Here is a 16,076-nt window from a genome sequence, read left to right on the forward strand (position 1 = left end):
GAGTGGACGGGGAATGGAGTTGATATGGGCAAGCGAAGAGTTTGTAATTGCAGGACGCCCCTATACTGGCTTTCCCATCTTGCTGACCGACGATATGGAGAGCTTCATACCAGCAAACGAGTTCATGCGACACTACTTGCTGAGAGGGGCAATAGGATCTGAGAGGTCTTGGCCAAGTACAGGCCGAGCGATGTATGACTATCTTAGCTTTCTCCAGGCGCATGAGTTGGACTGGCGGGATGTTGATCGAGGCGAAGCTAAAGCCTTGGTAGCTGCATATCGAGACTATTCAAAGAAAGAGTGCGGATTGGCTGTCTCAACGATAAGGCAGCGTTTACATTACATATGCCAGTTTTACCTCTATGCCCTATCCAAAGGCTGGATAAATCGTCTTCCATTTACCACTGAAGAGCGCAAGATCAAGCGAGAAACTGGTTTCTTAGCACATGTCGATTCTAGCGGTGGAAAAGTCCAAGTCAATGACGTAATGCCACGTAGTCACAAAAGCCTTCCCAAATTTCTTAGCCTCAACCAGGTTCGGGTGTTGGTCGAAGGAGTGAAAAACTCACACCACCGCATGCTCATTAGATTTGCACTGAAAACAGGACTTCGCCGCGAAGAACTGGCAACTTTTCCGCTCGCTTATGTACTCGACCTTGATAAGGCTGGTAGGAGTGAGAGAAATATAAAAATCATCCTTGACCCTAATGACGGACATGGTATTCGCACCAAAGGAAGCAAGGTACGAGATATTTACATCAGCAGGGACTTTTTGAGGGAAGTTGTAAAATACGTTCAGGTTTTCAGAGGGGAGCGAAGTTCACTAGCTGCGAAGCCATCGAAAACTTTATTCGTCAATCAGGACGGCCTGCCATTTGCTAGCGATGGAAAAGGCATTGAACGCATTGTTCGTACTTGCGGCAGTAAAGTTGGAATCAAGGCACATCCACACATGTTGCGCCATACCTATGCCACACACACTCTTGTTGTGTTGCAGCGTAGCAAAAGCAACATCGAGCCTCTAGTTTTCTTACAGAGACAGCTTGGGCATAGCTCAATCCAAACAACGATGATCTACCTCCATCTGATAAATGAAATCGCCGACAATGCTATCTTGGCTTATGACGAAGAATTAAATGATAGCATTGAGTCAATCTAATGGCTAAAAAGAAGACATTCGTTAAAACTGATATCAGCATTCCACAGGTAAAACTTACACATGAAAAGGACAATACCTCTCTGGTATTCGCGGAAGAACTGCCTCCATTAGTACAAGTAGTAATTTTCCGCAGCAACACTACTAAATACAGAAAATTCGATTTTTCACCATGGTATCAGGTAGGCATTGATGAAATCACATATGCATGCCAGATACAAATATCTCGCTTTTTAGCCGGGCAAGATATTGAAGTAGAGACTATAACGGTAACTCAATATTGTCGTTCTGGCCTGAGACCATTCTTGAATTATCTAACGCTTAGGGCTGTAGCACTTGAGCGAGTTTTAACACTTGCCGATTTTAATCGCGGCATGATTGATGGATTCTTAGCCCACTTAGCAGACTTTGGAACAAGCATCAACACTCAAAAGACCACCTATAACGCCGCCAAGACCGTTTTAGCTACGCTCGGCCGACGAGGCGTAGTAGGTATCAGTGATTCTGGTGATGACGCAACCTTCCCAAGAAACCCTTTCCCAAATAGTAACCGGTTTGTTAAAGGTGAAACCTCTCTTTCCAAAAATGAACGAACTAAATTTGCAAACGCCATCAAAACGGCGGTCATGCCAATTTGGGATGACAGTTCGGCACTCAACGGTCACTTGCTTGCATGTGCATTTTTAGTTGTCGCATTACATACCGGTAGAAATGCGACGCCTTTGCTTGAGATGTCCAGAGATTGCTTACGAAATCACCCAAAGGATAATAGTGTCTTCTTGGTACTATGGAAGCGTCGTGGACAAAATACAAGTAAAGTCATTTTGCGTGCCAATAGCAATCAAGAAAGCATATTGGAATCGACCCCCACCTTGACGACCAATATAGAACGCCTTATCCGTCGGATTATATCTCTCACAAGTCCATTGCTGATAGATGCTCCCGACCACGTGCGCGGACGCGTCTGGATTTACTCATCGAATGCCCATCAAAGCAAAGGAAAGGTTTTAGGATTAACGCCTCAGGTCATTGATCGTGCTTTCAAGTTAATCGCCGAAGAGTACGATCTAATGGATGACAACGGAGATCCCTTGCGAGTCAATCTCTCCAGACTAAGAAAAACATTCGGAAATCGCATTTTCGAATTGTCCAATGGCGACATCGCAGCAACAGCGGCCGCACTTGGAAACTCTCCGAAGGTTGCTGATGAACATTATTTGAAGCCAGATGTAAACACTAAGAAAAATTGGAAATTCCTTGGTGAAGTACTTGTACAAGAGCTCCTTTCAAACACCATAGGGGCTACGTACAAAGAAACTCCTATGGGGAAATGCAGCGACACAACCAATGGTCAATACGCCCCCAAGAACGCAGGTGCCACATGCATGAGCTTCCTTAACTGCCTGCGATGTATGCATTATGCAATTACCAGCGACGACCTTTATAAGCTCTTCAGCTTCTACTACAGAATCTACGAAGAGCGAAGCCGTATGGACAAGCGTCGCTGGGGTCGAGAGTACGCTCACATCCCTAGACTCATTGATGATTATATCGTTGCGGAGGGTCTAAAGCGTGGTGTTTTCAAAGCGGCGGCTGTAAATGAAGCCCGTGAGAGGGCACGCATCGCCCCTCATCCTTTTTGGTCTGTAGATCTGATCACCACTTTGGAAATTATCACGTGAATGTGAAGTCTGTCAGACTAAAGCACGTTGATGACTTTAGCTCTCTACATGATGATATCCGCAATCTGAATATAAATGATCGCGACAGAATCATCATATCTACAACTGTAGTAGATGGCGTTGGCGTAGTAACGTCTAGGTATGGAGATGAACAATGGTATCTAAATGGAATACCAAGCAATAAGCCCGCAGCCTTTCGCAAAATCGACTTTCTCACAATGCCCGAATCTTTTCGAAAAGTCTTAAAGGAAATCATTTTTCGCTACATGAGAAGAGGTAGAGCCGGTTTGCCTCGTCCCAAGGGCGGTTCTGTAAAGAATCTATTTGAAAGGTCGAGACGTTTTATCAACCACCTCAACTCGCTGGGAATAACCAGTCTGACTGAAATCTCCCCGCTAGTAATTCATAACTATGTGGCAAAATCACGCGACCATAGGACCTGGAGAGGGAAAAAACTTTCCCCCGGTAGCTTAATTCAGGTTTTTATAGCGGTAGAGGCAGTATATGAACTGAGCCAATTCTCGTCAGAACCTATGCCACTGCATCCATGGCCAGAAACATCGGCATCAGCAATGACAGGATTTATCGGTAATGGCTCCCGTCATCGTGTGGGAGGAACGACACCATTAATTCCGGACGACATCTTCTGCCGGATATTTGAACGAGCTCATAAAATACTAGAGGGGGGAAACAAGCTTCTCGACGTTAGAGATGCAGGACACATTGAGGGTCGCGAGAGCGATCTCAGTCTCATGACAAGGTGGAAGGCAAAAGGACTTCGATTGTCAGCAGCTGGCTGGGATAGTACCCAGTCTGATTTAAATAGGAGATTAATCGATCTTCGAACTGCATGCTACATAGTGCTTGCTTCCACTTCAGGCTGCCGCAATCATGAATTAGCAAATTTATTCTCAGGAGCGCATCACCGCACTGTAGACGAAGGCGGAAATATTTATCACTGGATGCGCTCAAAATCAGAAAAAACCAATGCCGGAGTGATTGACTGGATGATTCCTGACGTTGCTGTCCGTGCGTTGAGAATTATGGAACGCTGGGCTGCACCATACCAAGCATTAGTAAATGCTGAAATTGTCGATAGAAAAAGAAATGATCCACTAGATCCAGAAATTACCGAGGCAGGGAAGCATCGGCACGCCCTGTTTCTCGGAAAAACTAACTCGAAGGGCAATCAAACCAGGACTCTGTCTCTACGGACTTGGTCCGTCCAGCTTTCAAAATTCGCTAAAGAGACAGGTGTTGATTGGAATTTAACATCTCACCAGTTTCGAAGAAAATTTGCTAACTATGTGGCACATAGCAAATTTGGCGACTTACGCTACTTACGAGACCACTTTGCCCACTGGAGCATGGATATGACTCTAGGTTATGCGATGGATCAAAACTGGGGTGCCCACTTGGATATTGATCTCTTTGAGGAGATTCGGTCCGAACTCGAAGACACAAAGGCTGAGACAGTTGAATCTTGGTTCAATCAGGACATTCTTGGTGGTGGTTATGGTAGGTCGATAAAACAGTGGCAGAGAAACCCTGAAAACCTTGCCATTTTCAAGTCGCCTCAAGCTATGATTATGTCCATTGCTGAAAGCACTTCAATTAGAAGTAACGGTCATGCCTGGTGCACCGCTGACAATGACGGATGTGTTGGCAACACTTTGGAGCGAACACGCTGTGGAGGGTGCAACAATGCAGTTATAAGCCTTGAACAGGCACCTATTTACGTGAAACTTTACAACGAGTTAAACGAATTACGGAATTGCCAAGATATAGGTGAAGGTGGTCGCGCCAGGATATCTAGGGACTTAGATCGATGTCTCCAAGTATTTAAACAACTAAACCATGATTTGGACGACAAACTAGAATGACATCTACACGAAAAAGCGCTGATGCTAGAGAAAAAGATCTCAAACTGGCTATATATCGCATCCAGCGGGGTCGTTCGAAACATGGTGCCACCACCTTATCCATAGCCTCTGTAGCGCGTGAAGCCGGAGTCTCAACGGCTCTTATACATAATCACTACCCTAATGTAGCTGAGATGATTCGTGACGCCCAAGGACGATCGAGCCGAGCACAAAGAGATGATAAACATCACGACTTAAACGTTGAGCGTGGCAAGAATCAAGAACTACGTAAAGAATTAGAGGGGCTTAGAGCTAAGCTTTCAAGCTTAGCATCAATCAATGAAGTGTTACTTGATGAAAACCGAACCCTCAAGGCTAAGCAGAGAAGTCCCAAAGTCTCGACAATTAGTTAGATATCGGCTCAGCTGGATGGATAGTTGGAACTCGGCCAAAGTAGCAGGTGCGCTCGTATAGAACCCGGCTGATAGGCCACGCCGAGCGACCTCATTTTTTTAAAAAGTTAGAAGCCTGAACCACCAGGTTTTGTTGGTCGAAGCCGTTCCTAACCGTTAGTTCCGCTCCAAAAACCATGACGCTCCATTAACATTCGTACCGCAAGACGAATGACGGGGTGATCATCCACGATCAGCACTTTATTCATGGGCAAGTCCAATTTTCGCTGTTCGAATTTTTAGAGCCCGCACAATAGCCTAGTCGTTTCACCCATGGCATGCCGCCCCCCTCGGCCACCCACACCGAGAGACATTCCCTACAGACATTAGGGATTTGTCTTACAAAATATCCCCAAAATACCGGGACCTGAAATTTTATCGACCTGAAAGAATTTATATTCTTCGCAGTTTTTGTGTTTCGGTTTACAACCAGAAAACCAAATTACAGCGTCCGCCGCAAACGTTCCAACGAACACCAACTATTGAGCTACGCTTAAAAGTAACTGATGTTTTCCATCTAAAAACCCATACACAAACACTGCACATCAAGGATCAAGAAAAAATCACACCATGCAACACTTCAACAATACATTCATTCCAACTCAACCAAAACATTGAAAACAGATATACCCGCCCTGACTCATTGCCGTTACTATCCCCCATTGAAATCCAACTTTTAAAGGAGCACCACACCAACAAAAAACAATCACCTAGTTATTAAAATCCAAAACCAAAAATATAAACCACTCGAGAAAAGACAATACTTACATGAGCAGAAAATATGAACATACCAAAGAAAAAAATCATCAACCCTCTGACAGTTATTGCCATCTTTGCCGCTATTTCTGAAACTTCGGCCGCCGTCTCACTGCCCTTTCTCGACAACAAGGAGAAAGAACTCTATATCTGGTTCCTGATCAGTTTTCCCTTTTATTTGCTTTTTCTTTTCTTCGCCACACTCAACTTCAACTACCGGTCGCTGTACGCGCCCTCCGATTTTGGGAAAGGAAAGCATTTTTTAGAAGTGTTGGACAACGCTGATCGCGGTCAGCGGCCCGATAACCTGAAGGACCCTCCCTCCGGGATCGGAATTCAGACAAGCCTCTCGGCGCTACAGCACGTGAGCCTGACTGAGCCGCTAAAAAACCTGCACATCGTCGATGCGCGGTGGTTGAACAAAAAAATGGAGTTTGGCGCCTGGATTGAAAAAAATCTGCACCCACAGGGAAGCCCTGCGCAAGTGATCGTGTTTCTCACCTGTACCGATTCGGAGGCATTACTGAAGGAAAGCGCCCTCGCGCATTCAAAACAGACAAAGAACCGCAACGGCACAACGCTTTGCATTGCTTACAATTTGAGTTCACGGGGCTTGACGATTCTTGATCACTCTTTTTACCTGGCACGCAGCAGGTAACGCTTGAAGAGCTTTCAGAGAGAAGAAACAGAAGGAAGGTATTACAGAAACAAAAAGAACGCGGTTAAAACGATGTCCAGCAGGAAATCCCCCCTATTCAGATGTGTGGCCTTGTCATCGACAAGGCCACAACTCTATTACTGTCGTTTCACTACCGTCGTTCCACTACGGCTTCGATCATCTCAGAAAAGCTTCCGGCCTTTGTTCGCCGCAATACGCATGCGCAAGGCATTGAGCTTGATGAAGCCCGCCGCGTCGGCCTGGTTGTAGGCGCCGCCGTCTTCTTCGAAGGTCGCGATGTTGGCATCGAACAACGATTCGTCGGACTTGCGACCGGTGACGATCACGTTGCCCTTGTACAGCTTCAGACGCACAACGCCGTTCACGTGGGCCTGGGACGCGTCGATCATCTGTTGCAGCATCAGACGCTCAGGGCTCCACCAGTAACCGGTGTAGATCAGGCTGGCGTATTTAGGCATCAGCTCGTCTTTGAGGTGAGCCACTTCGCGGTCCAGGGTGATCGATTCGATCGCACGGTGAGCGCGCAGCATGATGGTGCCGCCAGGGGTTTCGTAGCAGCCACGGGACTTCATGCCAACGTAGCGATTCTCGACGATGTCGAGACGGCCAATACCGTGTTCGCCACCGATACGGTTCAAGGTCGCCAGCACGGTGGCCGGGGACATTTCGACGCCGTCCAGTGCGACGATGTCGCCGTTGCGGTAGGTCAGTTCCAGGTATTGCGCTTTGTCAGGAGCCTTCTCCGGGGAGACGGTCCATTTCCACATGTCTTCTTCGTGCTCGGTCCAGGTGTCTTCCAGCACGCCGCCTTCATAGGAGATGTGCAGCAAGTTGGCATCCATCGAGTACGGGGATTTCTTCTTGCCGTGACGCTCGATCGGGATGTTGTGCTTTTCAGCATAATCCATCAGCTTTTCACGCGAGAGCAGGTCCCATTCGCGCCACGGAGCGATCACTTTCACGCCTGGCTTCAAGGCGTAGGCGCCCAGTTCGAAACGAACCTGGTCGTTGCCCTTGCCGGTGGCGCCGTGGGAAATGGCGTCTGCGCCGGTTTCGTTGGCGATTTCGATCAGGCGCTTGGCGATCAACGGACGAGCGATGGAAGTACCCAGCAGGTACTCGCCTTCGTAAACGGTGTTGGCGCGGAACATCGGGAAAACGAAATCGCGCACGAATTCTTCGCGCAAGTCGTCGATGTAGATCTCTTTCACGCCCATGGCCTGTGCCTTGGCGCGTGCAGGTTCGACCTCTTCGCCCTGACCCAGGTCAGCGGTGAAGGTCACGACTTCACAGTTATAAGTATCCTGCAGCCACTTGAGGATCACCGAAGTGTCCAGGCCGCCGGAATACGCCAGAACGACCTTGTTTACGTCCGCCATGCCATTACTCCACGGGGTTCTACGGAAAGCCGTCAAGTCTACCGGTCATGCAGAATAATTTACAGAGGCGCGACAGCTTATGACGACGAAGCGACAGATTATGTCGAGTGGGCGACGGTGACGGCGGGTTCAGGAGGTCGACGCGGCGCTTGCCGATGCAGTGGCCTGAGGGGCTGGTTCTTCGGTGGGCGCAACCCGCGCGAGGTGCACATTGACCCGACGGTTCTTCGCCCGGTTGGTGGAGTTGGTATTGGGCGCCAACGGATAACGCTCGCCGTGGAAGCGCAGGGTGATCTGCGATTCCTGAATACCGTTGGCCTTGAAGTAGTCCATGACCGCCAGCGCCCGGCGGCGCGACAGGTCACGGTTGGTCAGGCGGTTGCCGCTGTTGTCGGAGTGGCCATCGAGTTCGATGTGGTTGACCGTCGGGTCGGCCTTCATGAATTCCAGCATCACTTGCAATTGAGTCTTGGCCTGCGCGTCGAGATCGATGCCTTCGCCGGGGAAGCCGATCTGCGATTGTTTGACCTGCTCGAAATTCTTCGGCAGCAGTTTTGCTACGCAGCCTTGGTAGTCGTTAAAGGCCTGGCTGAACTTGACCGGCAACAGACGCACCTCCGACATCCGGCCATCGCCAGAGTAATGTCGAACAACCGGACTGCGGCCATCCATCAAGCCACTGATCAAACGCCCGGCCTGTACTTGCGAGCTGTTGAACAGCACATTGCCACTGCCGATTCGCACGGAACCGAGGTTAATGTCGCCACGCCCTGGCTGCCAGGGTGCAGCCGCCGCCAGCAAGGTCGCCGAACCGCCGCCGATCATCGCGTTGTAGGCCTTCAGACGAAACGTCGCTTGCTCGCCAGCGCGGCGCACGAACTCACCGGAACCAAAATCGGTGATCGGCTGAGTCAGGCGGCACTCGAATTTGTCTCCTTCGACCGTCCACTCGATGCTTTCCAGACGGGTCTGGAAAGTGAGCGCCATCGCAGGAAGGCTGGCAAATACGCTGAGCAAGGCTAAATAACGCTGGCGCACGGGAGGCTCCACTGGCTTCTACAACAAAAAGACCGACACACACATGTTTACGGCATACCTGTTGGATATCGGAAGCTTCCTGCAAAACTTGATAGCGAGTGCCTGAGAGAGTCTTTTCCGGTAGCATTCCCCTCAGTTTGACCCGCCTGGAATCCCCTCATGTCCGACCGCCTGACCCTGCTGCGTCCCGACGACTGGCATATTCATCTTCGCGATGGTGCTGTGTTGACCAATACAGTCGCGGATGTCGCGCGCACCTTTGGTCGCGCCATCATCATGCCCAACCTGGTACCTCCGGTGCGTAACGCCGCTGAAGCCGACGGCTATCGCCAGCGGATTCTCGCTGCACGCCCGGCCGGCAGTCGCTTCGAACCGTTGATGGTGCTGTACCTGACTGACCGCACACAGCCCGAAGAAATTCGCGAGGCCAAGGCCAGCGGTTTCATTCACGCCGCCAAGCTGTACCCCGCCGGCGCGACCACCAACTCGGACTCCGGTGTCACCAGCATCGACAAGATTTTCCCTGCACTCGAGGCCATGGCCGAAGTCGGGATGCCCTTGCTGGTTCATGGTGAAGTCACCCGTGGCGATGTCGACGTGTTCGATCGCGAAAAAATCTTCATCGATGAGCACATGCGCCGTGTGGTCGAGCGTTTCCCGACGCTCAAAGTGGTGTTCGAACACATCACCACTGCCGACGCCGTGCAGTTCGTCAACGAAGCTTCGGCCAATGTTGGCGCGACCATCACTGCGCATCACCTGCTGTACAACCGCAACCACATGCTGGTGGGCGGGATTCGGCCGCACTTCTATTGCCTGCCGATCCTCAAGCGCAACACCCATCAGGAAGCCCTGCTCGACGCCGCCACCAGCGGCAGCGACAAGTTCTTCCTCGGCACCGACTCGGCGCCCCATGCCCAGCACGCCAAAGAAGCAGCATGCGGCTGTGCCGGTTGCTACACCGCTTATGCAGCGATCGAGATGTATGCCGAGGCCTTCGAACAACGCAACGCGCTGGACAAGCTCGAAGCCTTTGCCAGCTTGAACGGCCCGCGTTTCTACGACCTGCCGGTGAACACCGATCGCATCACCCTGGTCCGCGATGAGTGGACCGCCCCAACCAGCCTGCCATTTGGCGAGCTGACCGTAATCCCGCTGCGCGCCGGTGAAAAACTGCGCTGGCGCCTGCTGGAGGAACACGCGTGAGTGAAGACCATTTCGACGACGAACAGGAAGGTCAAGGCGGTGGAGGTGGTTCGCGCCACCCGATGGCTGAACGCTTCCGTGGGTACCTGCCAGTCGTTGTCGACGTTGAAACCGGTGGTTTCAATTCTGCCACTGACGCGTTGCTGGAAATTGCCGCGACCACTATCGCCATGGATGAAAAAGGGTTTGTGTTCCCCGATCACACCTATTTCTTCCGTGTCGAGCCTTTTGAAGGCGCAAACATTGAAGCGGCCGCGCTGGAATTCACCGGGATCAAACTCGATCACCCGCTACGCATGGCAGTGAGTGAGGAAACAGCGCTGACCGATATCTTCCGCGGCATCCGCAAGGCGCTTAAAGCCAATGGTTGCAAACGGGCGATTCTGGTCGGGCACAACAGCAGCTTCGATCTGGGTTTCCTCAACGCCGCCGTTGCACGCCTGGACATGAAACGTAACCCGTTCCATCCGTTCTCGAGCTTCGATACAGCAACCCTGGCCGGTCTGGCTTACGGCCAAACCGTACTGGCCAAGGCCTGCCAGGCAGCCGATATCGACTTCGACGGTCGTGAGGCCCACTCGGCTCGCTACGACACCGAGAAGACGGCCGAGTTGTTCTGCGGCATCGTCAATCGCTGGAAACAAATGGGCGGCTGGGAAGACTACAACGACTGATCTGTCGTCGGGTTTATCCCGCCCATAAAAAAAACCGGCCTCAACGGCCGGTTTTTTTATGCCTCAAACGTGCCTTACAGCGCAGCAGCGTTCTCGGTCAGGTAGGCCGCGACGCCTTCGGTCGAAGCGGTCATGCCTTTGTCGCCTTTTTTCCAGTTGGCAGGGCAAACTTCGCCGTGCTCTTCGTGGAATTGCAGAGCGTCGACCAGACGGATCAGCTCTTCAATGTTACGGCCCAGCGGCAGGTCGTTGATGATCTGCGAACGGACAACGCCTTTGTCGTCGATCAGGAATGCGCCACGGAAAGCCACGCCGCCTTCGGACTCAACGTCGTAGGCCTTGGCGATTTCGTGCTTCAGGTCGGCAGCCATGGTGTAGCGGACTTCACCGATACCACCATTGTTGACCGGGGTGTTGCGCCAGGCGTTGTGGGTGAAGTGCGAGTCGATCGAAACGGCGATCACTTCAACGTTGCGTGCCTTGAAGTCAGACATGCGGTTGTCCAGAGCGATCAGCTCGGACGGGCAAACGAAGGTGAAGTCCAGTGGGTAGAAGAACACCAGGCCGTATTTGCCTTTGATGGCCGACGACAGGGTGAAGCTGTCTACGATTTCGCCATTACCGAGTACGGCCGGTACGGTGAAGTCAGGGGCTTGTTTGCCTACGAGTACGCTCATTGGATATCTCCTGGTGTAAAAACGTGAAGAACTGGGCTCGCATCAGCCTGTCACCTTCAGGCGACAGCCCTGTGACACGAACCCGCTTCATAAGGACCGGCCATCATACACTGCGTTTTTGGCCTGTCCTTAACGGTTTTTTTGCCGGGGGAAATGCTGTCGACAGATCTTCCTTGTGATCGACGCTGAGGAGAAACCGTTCGTCAGCCCCCGACAAAAGCTTTCAGAAACCACTTTGACAATCATTCTCGTTAACATTAAGATCCATCGCAATTGAGTCACAACCAGCGACGGTTTTCACTTATGTATGTCTGCCTCTGCACTGGCGTCACCGACGGTCAAATCCGCGATGCAATCTATGAAGGTTGCTGCAGCTATAAAGAAGTCCGTCAGGCCACCGGCGTAGCCAGCCAATGCGGCAAATGTGCCTGCCTTGCCAAAGAAGTGGTCCGCGAGACCCTGACCAAATTGCAATCGGCTCAGGCCTCGATTCCCTACCCCGTAGAATTTACTGCCGCGTAATTACCCTATTTTAAAGAACCGGACTTAATGTCCGGTTTTTTTATGTCTGAAAATCAATCGCTTACGCTCTAGACGCGGAACACAAACATTCTTATTCCGATTAATTTTCACTTAAGTTTCAATAACTTAGGTTTGACACTCTTAACTACGCGGCTCAAACTCTGCCTTATAGACAGCTAATACAGGGCAGGACCCCATCATGAAAGGCGACATTACAGTCATCCAGCATCTCAACAAGATCCTTGCCAATGAGCTGGTCGCGATCAATCAATATTTCCTGCATGCGCGCATGTATGAAGATTGGGGTTTGAACAAGCTCGGCAAGCACGAATACCACGAATCCATCGACGAGATGAAGCACGCGGACAAGCTGATCAAGCGCATCCTGTTCCTTGAAGGCCTGCCGAACGTCCAGGACTTGGGCAAGCTGCAGATCGGCGAACACACCCAGGAAATGCTTGAGTGTGACCTGCGTATTGAAAAAACCGGTCATGCCGACCTCAAGGTCGCTATCGCTCATTGCGAAACCGTTGGCGACTTCGGCAGCCGCGAACTGCTTGAAGATATTCTTGAATCCGAAGAAGAACATATCGACTGGCTGGAAACTCAACTGGGCCTCATCGATAAAGTCGGTCTTGAGAACTATCTGCAATCGCAGATGGGCGAAGAGTAGGAGCTGTGTAGGAGCTGTCGAGTGCAACGAGGCTGCGATCCTGGCGATGGCAGCAGCGACATCGACATAACTTATCAAGCGCAATAAAAAGCCCCGTTCCTCTTTCGAGGAGCGGGGCTTTTTAGTTACTGAAGATCAAAAGATCGCAGCCTCGTTTCACTCGACAGCTCCTACAGGAGCCAATCGTCTTAGGCTTCAGTCTTGCTGGCAGCAGCCGCTTCAACAGCCGCTTTGATCGTGGACTGCAGCGAACCATCAGCCGACATTTCAGTCATGATGTCGCTACCGCCGACCAGCTCACCACCGACCCACAGTTGCGGGAAGGTTGGCCAATTGGCGTACTTTGGCAGGTTGGCGCGGATTTCCGGGTTCTGCAGGATGTCCACGTAAGCAAACTTTTCGCCACACGCCATCACGGCCTGCGCGGCTTTCGCGGAGAAGCCACACTGCGGGGCATTCGGCGAGCCTTTCATGTAAAGCAGAATGGTGTTGTTAGCAATCTGCTCTTTAATCGTTTCGATGATATCCATGGAGCACCTCGGCTGAACTTTCCGACTCAGTGGTCGGCACGGTGGCGCATTGTAACGGAAACCCGAGCACGCTGCTCGGTCTCCCCGACAGACTTGATCAAGCCGCCGCCACGGTCACTGGCACACCGTTCAACGCCGCATTGCCCGACAACTCATCGAGTTGACACTCGTCGGTCAAGTCATTGGCGCTGGAGCCCGGTTGGCCACTGGCAATGGTCATCTGCACACCCGGCCGTGCATGGCCCCAACCGTGAGGAAGGCTGACCACGCCTTTCATCATATCCAGACTGCCGAGCACTTCAACTTCGATCACACCGACCCGCGAACTGACCCGCACTCGCTGCCCGTCGGTGAGCCCACGACTGGCCAGATCATCCGGGTGCATCAGCAATTGATGGCGCGGCTTGCCCTTCACCAAGCGGTGATAGTTGTGCATCCACGAGTTGTTGCTGCGCACATGACGGCGGCCAATCATCAGCAACTCATCGGCGGCCGGTGCTTGCAACGCCGCAAAGCGGGCGACGTCAGCCAGGATCACGGCAGGCGCGGCCTGGACTCGCTGATCAGGCGTTTTCATACGTGGAGCCAGGTTGGATTTCAATGCCCCAAGATCGACACCATGAGGGTGATCAAACAACGTCGCCAACGATAGCTTGTGCTCCGAAGCGTCGCCATACAGTCCCATCCGCAAGCCCTGATCGATCATCTGTGCCGGAGCGACAGTGGGTTTCAATGCTTTGCCAGTCTTCGCAGCAAAGGCCTTGGCCAGCCCCACGAAGATCTCCCAGTCATGCAACGCACCTTCGGGCTTGGCCAGGATCGCGCGATTGAACCGAGTGACGTTACGCACCGCAAACATATTAAACGTCGTGTCGTAATGATCGTTTTCCAGGGCCGAAGTGGACGGCAGAATCAGGTCGGCATAACGCGTGGTTTCATTGATGTACAGGTCGATGCTGACCATGAACTCCAAACCGTCCAGTGCCTGTTCGAGTTGCCGGCCATTGGGCGTCGACAGCACCGGGTTACCCGCCACGGTAATCAGCGCGCGGACTTGCCCTTCCCCTTCGGTGAGCATCTCTTCTGCCAGCGCCGACACCGGCAGTTCTCCAGCATATTCAGGACGCCCGGACACCCGGCTCTGCCACAGATTGAAATGCCCGCCTGAGGTGGACGCCACCAAGTCCACCGCAGGTTCGGTGCACAACGCACCCCCCACACGATCGAGATTACCGGTGACCAGGTTGATCAACTGCACAACCCAATGGCACAAGGTACCGAACGCCTGGGTCGAGACACCCATGCGGCCGTAACAGACCGCCGTCGGCGCTGCCGCAAAGTCCCGCGCCAGTTGGCGGATCTGTTCGGCGGGCACTGCACACAGTGGGCTCATGGCCTCGGCAGTGAAACTGGCGACCGCCTCCCGCACCTCATCAAGACCCTCCACCGGCAAATGACTGTCGCGGGTCAGGCCTTCAGCAAACAAGGTGTTGAGCAGCCCGAACAACAACGCGGCATCGCCACCCGGGCGCACGAACAGATGCTGGTCGGCAATCGCCGCCGTTTCGCTGCGGCGCGGATCAACCACCACCACTTTGCCGCCGCGCGCCTGAATGGCCCTCAAGCGCTTCTCCACATCCGGCACGGTCATGATGCTGCCATTGGAGGCCAGCGGATTGCCGCCGAGGATCAGCATAAAATCGGTGTGATCAATGTCCGGGATCGGCAACAACAACCCGTGGCCGTACATCAAATGGCTGGTCAGGTGATGGGGCAATTGGTCAACCGAGGTCGCAGAAAACCGGTTGCGGGTTTTCAACAGGCCGAGAAAGTAATTGCTGTGGGTCATCAGCCCGTAGTTGTGCACGCTGGGGTTGCCTTGATAAACCGCCACCGCGTTCTGCCCGTGACGCTCCTGAATCGCCGCCAGCCGTTCAGCGACAAGGCTGAAGGCGTCTTCCCACTCGATGGGTTGCCATTCGCTGCCGACCCGCAGCATCGGCTGACGCAGACGATCCGGATCATTCTGAATATCTTGCAGGGCGACAGCCTTGGGACAGATGTGTCCGCGGCTGAATGTATCCTGAGGGTCACCCTTGATTGAAGTGATCTGCACAGCGCCTTCGACCTCGGTGGTTTCGATGGTCAGGCCGCAGATGGCTTCACACAAGTGGCACGCACGGTGATGGAGAGTCTTGGTCATGGCCAGCCTCTGTCTTGTTCTGGGCGGGCGATATCGGCCGCGGGAACAAAACTATGGCGCCTGACCCACTGCTGCGCCAGCGACGTTCGTCTTGTGAATCGGCGACCATCAGGCCAGCCGATGGCTACTGGGCGTCAGTTCGGCAGTGGCGGCACCTGCAACTGGATTTCCTGAATGGTTTCGATCTGCTCATGAGCGATATGGACACCCGTGAGTTCGCCGATCAGTCGCCAGTGTTCGTCGAGCCCGGCGCTGATGGTTGCCATTCGGTCAATCATCCGTCGGCCGGCGGCCTTGGTCACTTCGTCTTCACTGCGCATCAACTCGAAGGACATTGAGGTCATGGAAGCGGTGAGATGGGTCAGTGAGCGAGCCGTAAGGCCGAGTAATTCCATTAACTGTTGTTCTTTCGATTCCATTCCGAAGGCTTCCTGCGTCGTTCGTGGGTTAGTTATAACCTGCCACTATGCTTTAGCAAATGTTTCAGACAAGACACATTGATCGATCCTGAGCACAAATGCTTCAAATGACAGGTCAGAAACCGACCGCAGCCAGGCCGTTCCCACCCCGTTTGATTGCAAAGCCCC

General features: G+C 52.4%; 15 protein-coding genes and 1 pseudogene. 9 read left to right on the plus strand and 7 right to left on the minus strand.

Annotation, left to right across the window (positions count from 1 at the left end; all coding sequences use genetic code 11):
- The first annotated feature begins 13 nt into the window (after positions 1-13).
- From ACYZTX_RS24635 to ACYZTX_RS24650, 4 genes are read left to right on the plus strand one after another with little or no spacing between them, the layout of a single operon-like run.
- A complete protein-coding gene (locus tag ACYZTX_RS24635) occupies positions 14-1,159 on the plus strand; it encodes a tyrosine-type recombinase/integrase (protein WP_462036225.1) in 1,146 nt (381 codons plus the stop codon).
- A complete protein-coding gene (locus ACYZTX_RS24640; protein ID WP_462036226.1) occupies positions 1,159-2,838 on the plus strand; it encodes a hypothetical protein in 1,680 nt (559 codons plus the stop codon). Before ACYZTX_RS24635 ends, ACYZTX_RS24640 begins: the two co-directional genes overlap by 1 nt.
- On the plus strand, positions 2,835-4,721 hold the full coding sequence (locus ACYZTX_RS24645) for a site-specific integrase (RefSeq protein WP_462036227.1): 1,887 nt from the start codon (positions 2,835-2,837) through the stop codon (positions 4,719-4,721). The genes ACYZTX_RS24640 and ACYZTX_RS24645 overlap by 4 nt, the downstream gene beginning before the upstream one ends.
- Positions 4,718-5,113 carry a TetR family transcriptional regulator gene (locus tag ACYZTX_RS24650; RefSeq protein WP_462036228.1) on the plus strand — a complete coding sequence of 132 codons (396 nt, stop codon included), beginning with the start codon at positions 4,718-4,720 and terminating at the stop codon, positions 5,111-5,113. Before ACYZTX_RS24645 ends, ACYZTX_RS24650 begins: the two co-directional genes overlap by 4 nt.
- Positions 5,114-5,283: 170 nt before the next feature.
- Here ACYZTX_RS24650 and ACYZTX_RS24655 read toward each other — a convergent pair.
- Positions 5,284-5,361, minus strand: a pseudogene (locus ACYZTX_RS24655) (DNA-binding response regulator); the annotation flags it as partial.
- 572 nt (positions 5,362-5,933) lie between these two features.
- Between ACYZTX_RS24655 and ACYZTX_RS24660 the strand changes: the two are divergent.
- Entirely contained in the window at positions 5,934-6,566 is a 633-nt protein-coding gene (locus tag ACYZTX_RS24660) for a hypothetical protein (RefSeq protein WP_462036229.1), read from the plus strand.
- Between the two features lie 182 nt (positions 6,567-6,748).
- Here the strand turns inward: ACYZTX_RS24660 and ACYZTX_RS24665 are convergent, their stop codons facing one another.
- Positions 6,749-7,966, minus strand: a complete 1,218-nt coding sequence (locus ACYZTX_RS24665; protein ID WP_059406294.1) for an argininosuccinate synthase — start codon at positions 7,964-7,966, stop codon at positions 6,749-6,751.
- Positions 7,967-8,095: 129 nt separating this feature from the next.
- Positions 8,096-9,004 (minus strand): flagellar protein MotY, encoded by a 909-nt coding sequence (locus ACYZTX_RS24670; protein ID WP_462036230.1) that lies wholly within the window; start codon positions 9,002-9,004, stop codon positions 8,096-8,098.
- A 159-nt stretch (positions 9,005-9,163) separates the two neighbouring features.
- Here ACYZTX_RS24670 and pyrC point away from each other — a divergent pair, with 159 nt between their 5' ends.
- Both pyrC and rnt read left to right on the plus strand, forming a co-directional pair.
- Positions 9,164-10,210, plus strand: a complete 1,047-nt coding sequence (gene pyrC, locus ACYZTX_RS24675) for a dihydroorotase (RefSeq protein ID WP_462036231.1) — start codon at positions 9,164-9,166, stop codon at positions 10,208-10,210.
- Positions 10,207-10,884: a ribonuclease T gene (gene rnt, locus ACYZTX_RS24680; RefSeq protein ID WP_462036232.1), complete on the plus strand. Its 678-nt coding sequence runs from the start codon at positions 10,207-10,209 to the stop codon at positions 10,882-10,884. The genes pyrC and rnt overlap by 4 nt, the downstream gene beginning before the upstream one ends.
- Positions 10,885-10,958: 74 nt before the next feature.
- Here the strand turns inward: rnt and ACYZTX_RS24685 are convergent, their stop codons facing one another.
- Entirely contained in the window at positions 10,959-11,561 is a 603-nt protein-coding gene (locus ACYZTX_RS24685) for a peroxiredoxin (RefSeq protein ID WP_064679479.1), read from the minus strand.
- A 303-nt stretch (positions 11,562-11,864) separates the two neighbouring features.
- Between ACYZTX_RS24685 and ACYZTX_RS24690 the strand changes: the two genes are divergently transcribed.
- Together ACYZTX_RS24690 and bfr are read left to right on the plus strand one after the other, a co-directional pair.
- The gene (locus ACYZTX_RS24690; protein ID WP_149419067.1) at positions 11,865-12,083 is read left to right on the plus strand and encodes a bacterioferritin-associated ferredoxin; all 219 of its coding nucleotides are present in this window, start codon (positions 11,865-11,867) and stop codon (positions 12,081-12,083) included.
- Between the two features lie 199 nt (positions 12,084-12,282).
- Complete coding sequence (gene bfr / locus ACYZTX_RS24695) at positions 12,283-12,756, plus strand: bacterioferritin (protein WP_064679481.1); 474 nt, start codon at positions 12,283-12,285, stop codon at positions 12,754-12,756.
- Between the two features lie 188 nt (positions 12,757-12,944).
- Here the strand turns inward: bfr and grxD are convergent, their stop codons facing one another.
- The 3 genes from grxD to ACYZTX_RS24710 form a co-directional block, all read right to left on the minus strand.
- Positions 12,945-13,286 (minus strand): Grx4 family monothiol glutaredoxin, encoded by a 342-nt coding sequence (gene grxD / locus ACYZTX_RS24700; RefSeq protein WP_282375364.1) that lies wholly within the window; start codon positions 13,284-13,286, stop codon positions 12,945-12,947.
- 97 nt (positions 13,287-13,383) lie between these two features.
- Complete coding sequence (locus tag ACYZTX_RS24705; protein ID WP_462036233.1) at positions 13,384-15,489, minus strand: molybdopterin oxidoreductase family protein; 2,106 nt, start codon at positions 15,487-15,489, stop codon at positions 13,384-13,386.
- Between the two features lie 134 nt (positions 15,490-15,623).
- Positions 15,624-15,908 (minus strand): hypothetical protein, encoded by a 285-nt coding sequence (locus ACYZTX_RS24710; protein ID WP_462036234.1) that lies wholly within the window; start codon positions 15,906-15,908, stop codon positions 15,624-15,626.
- Positions 15,909-16,076: the final 168 nt, after the last annotated feature.

It is taken from the genome of Pseudomonas sp. MDT1-17 (genome assembly GCF_054898105.1).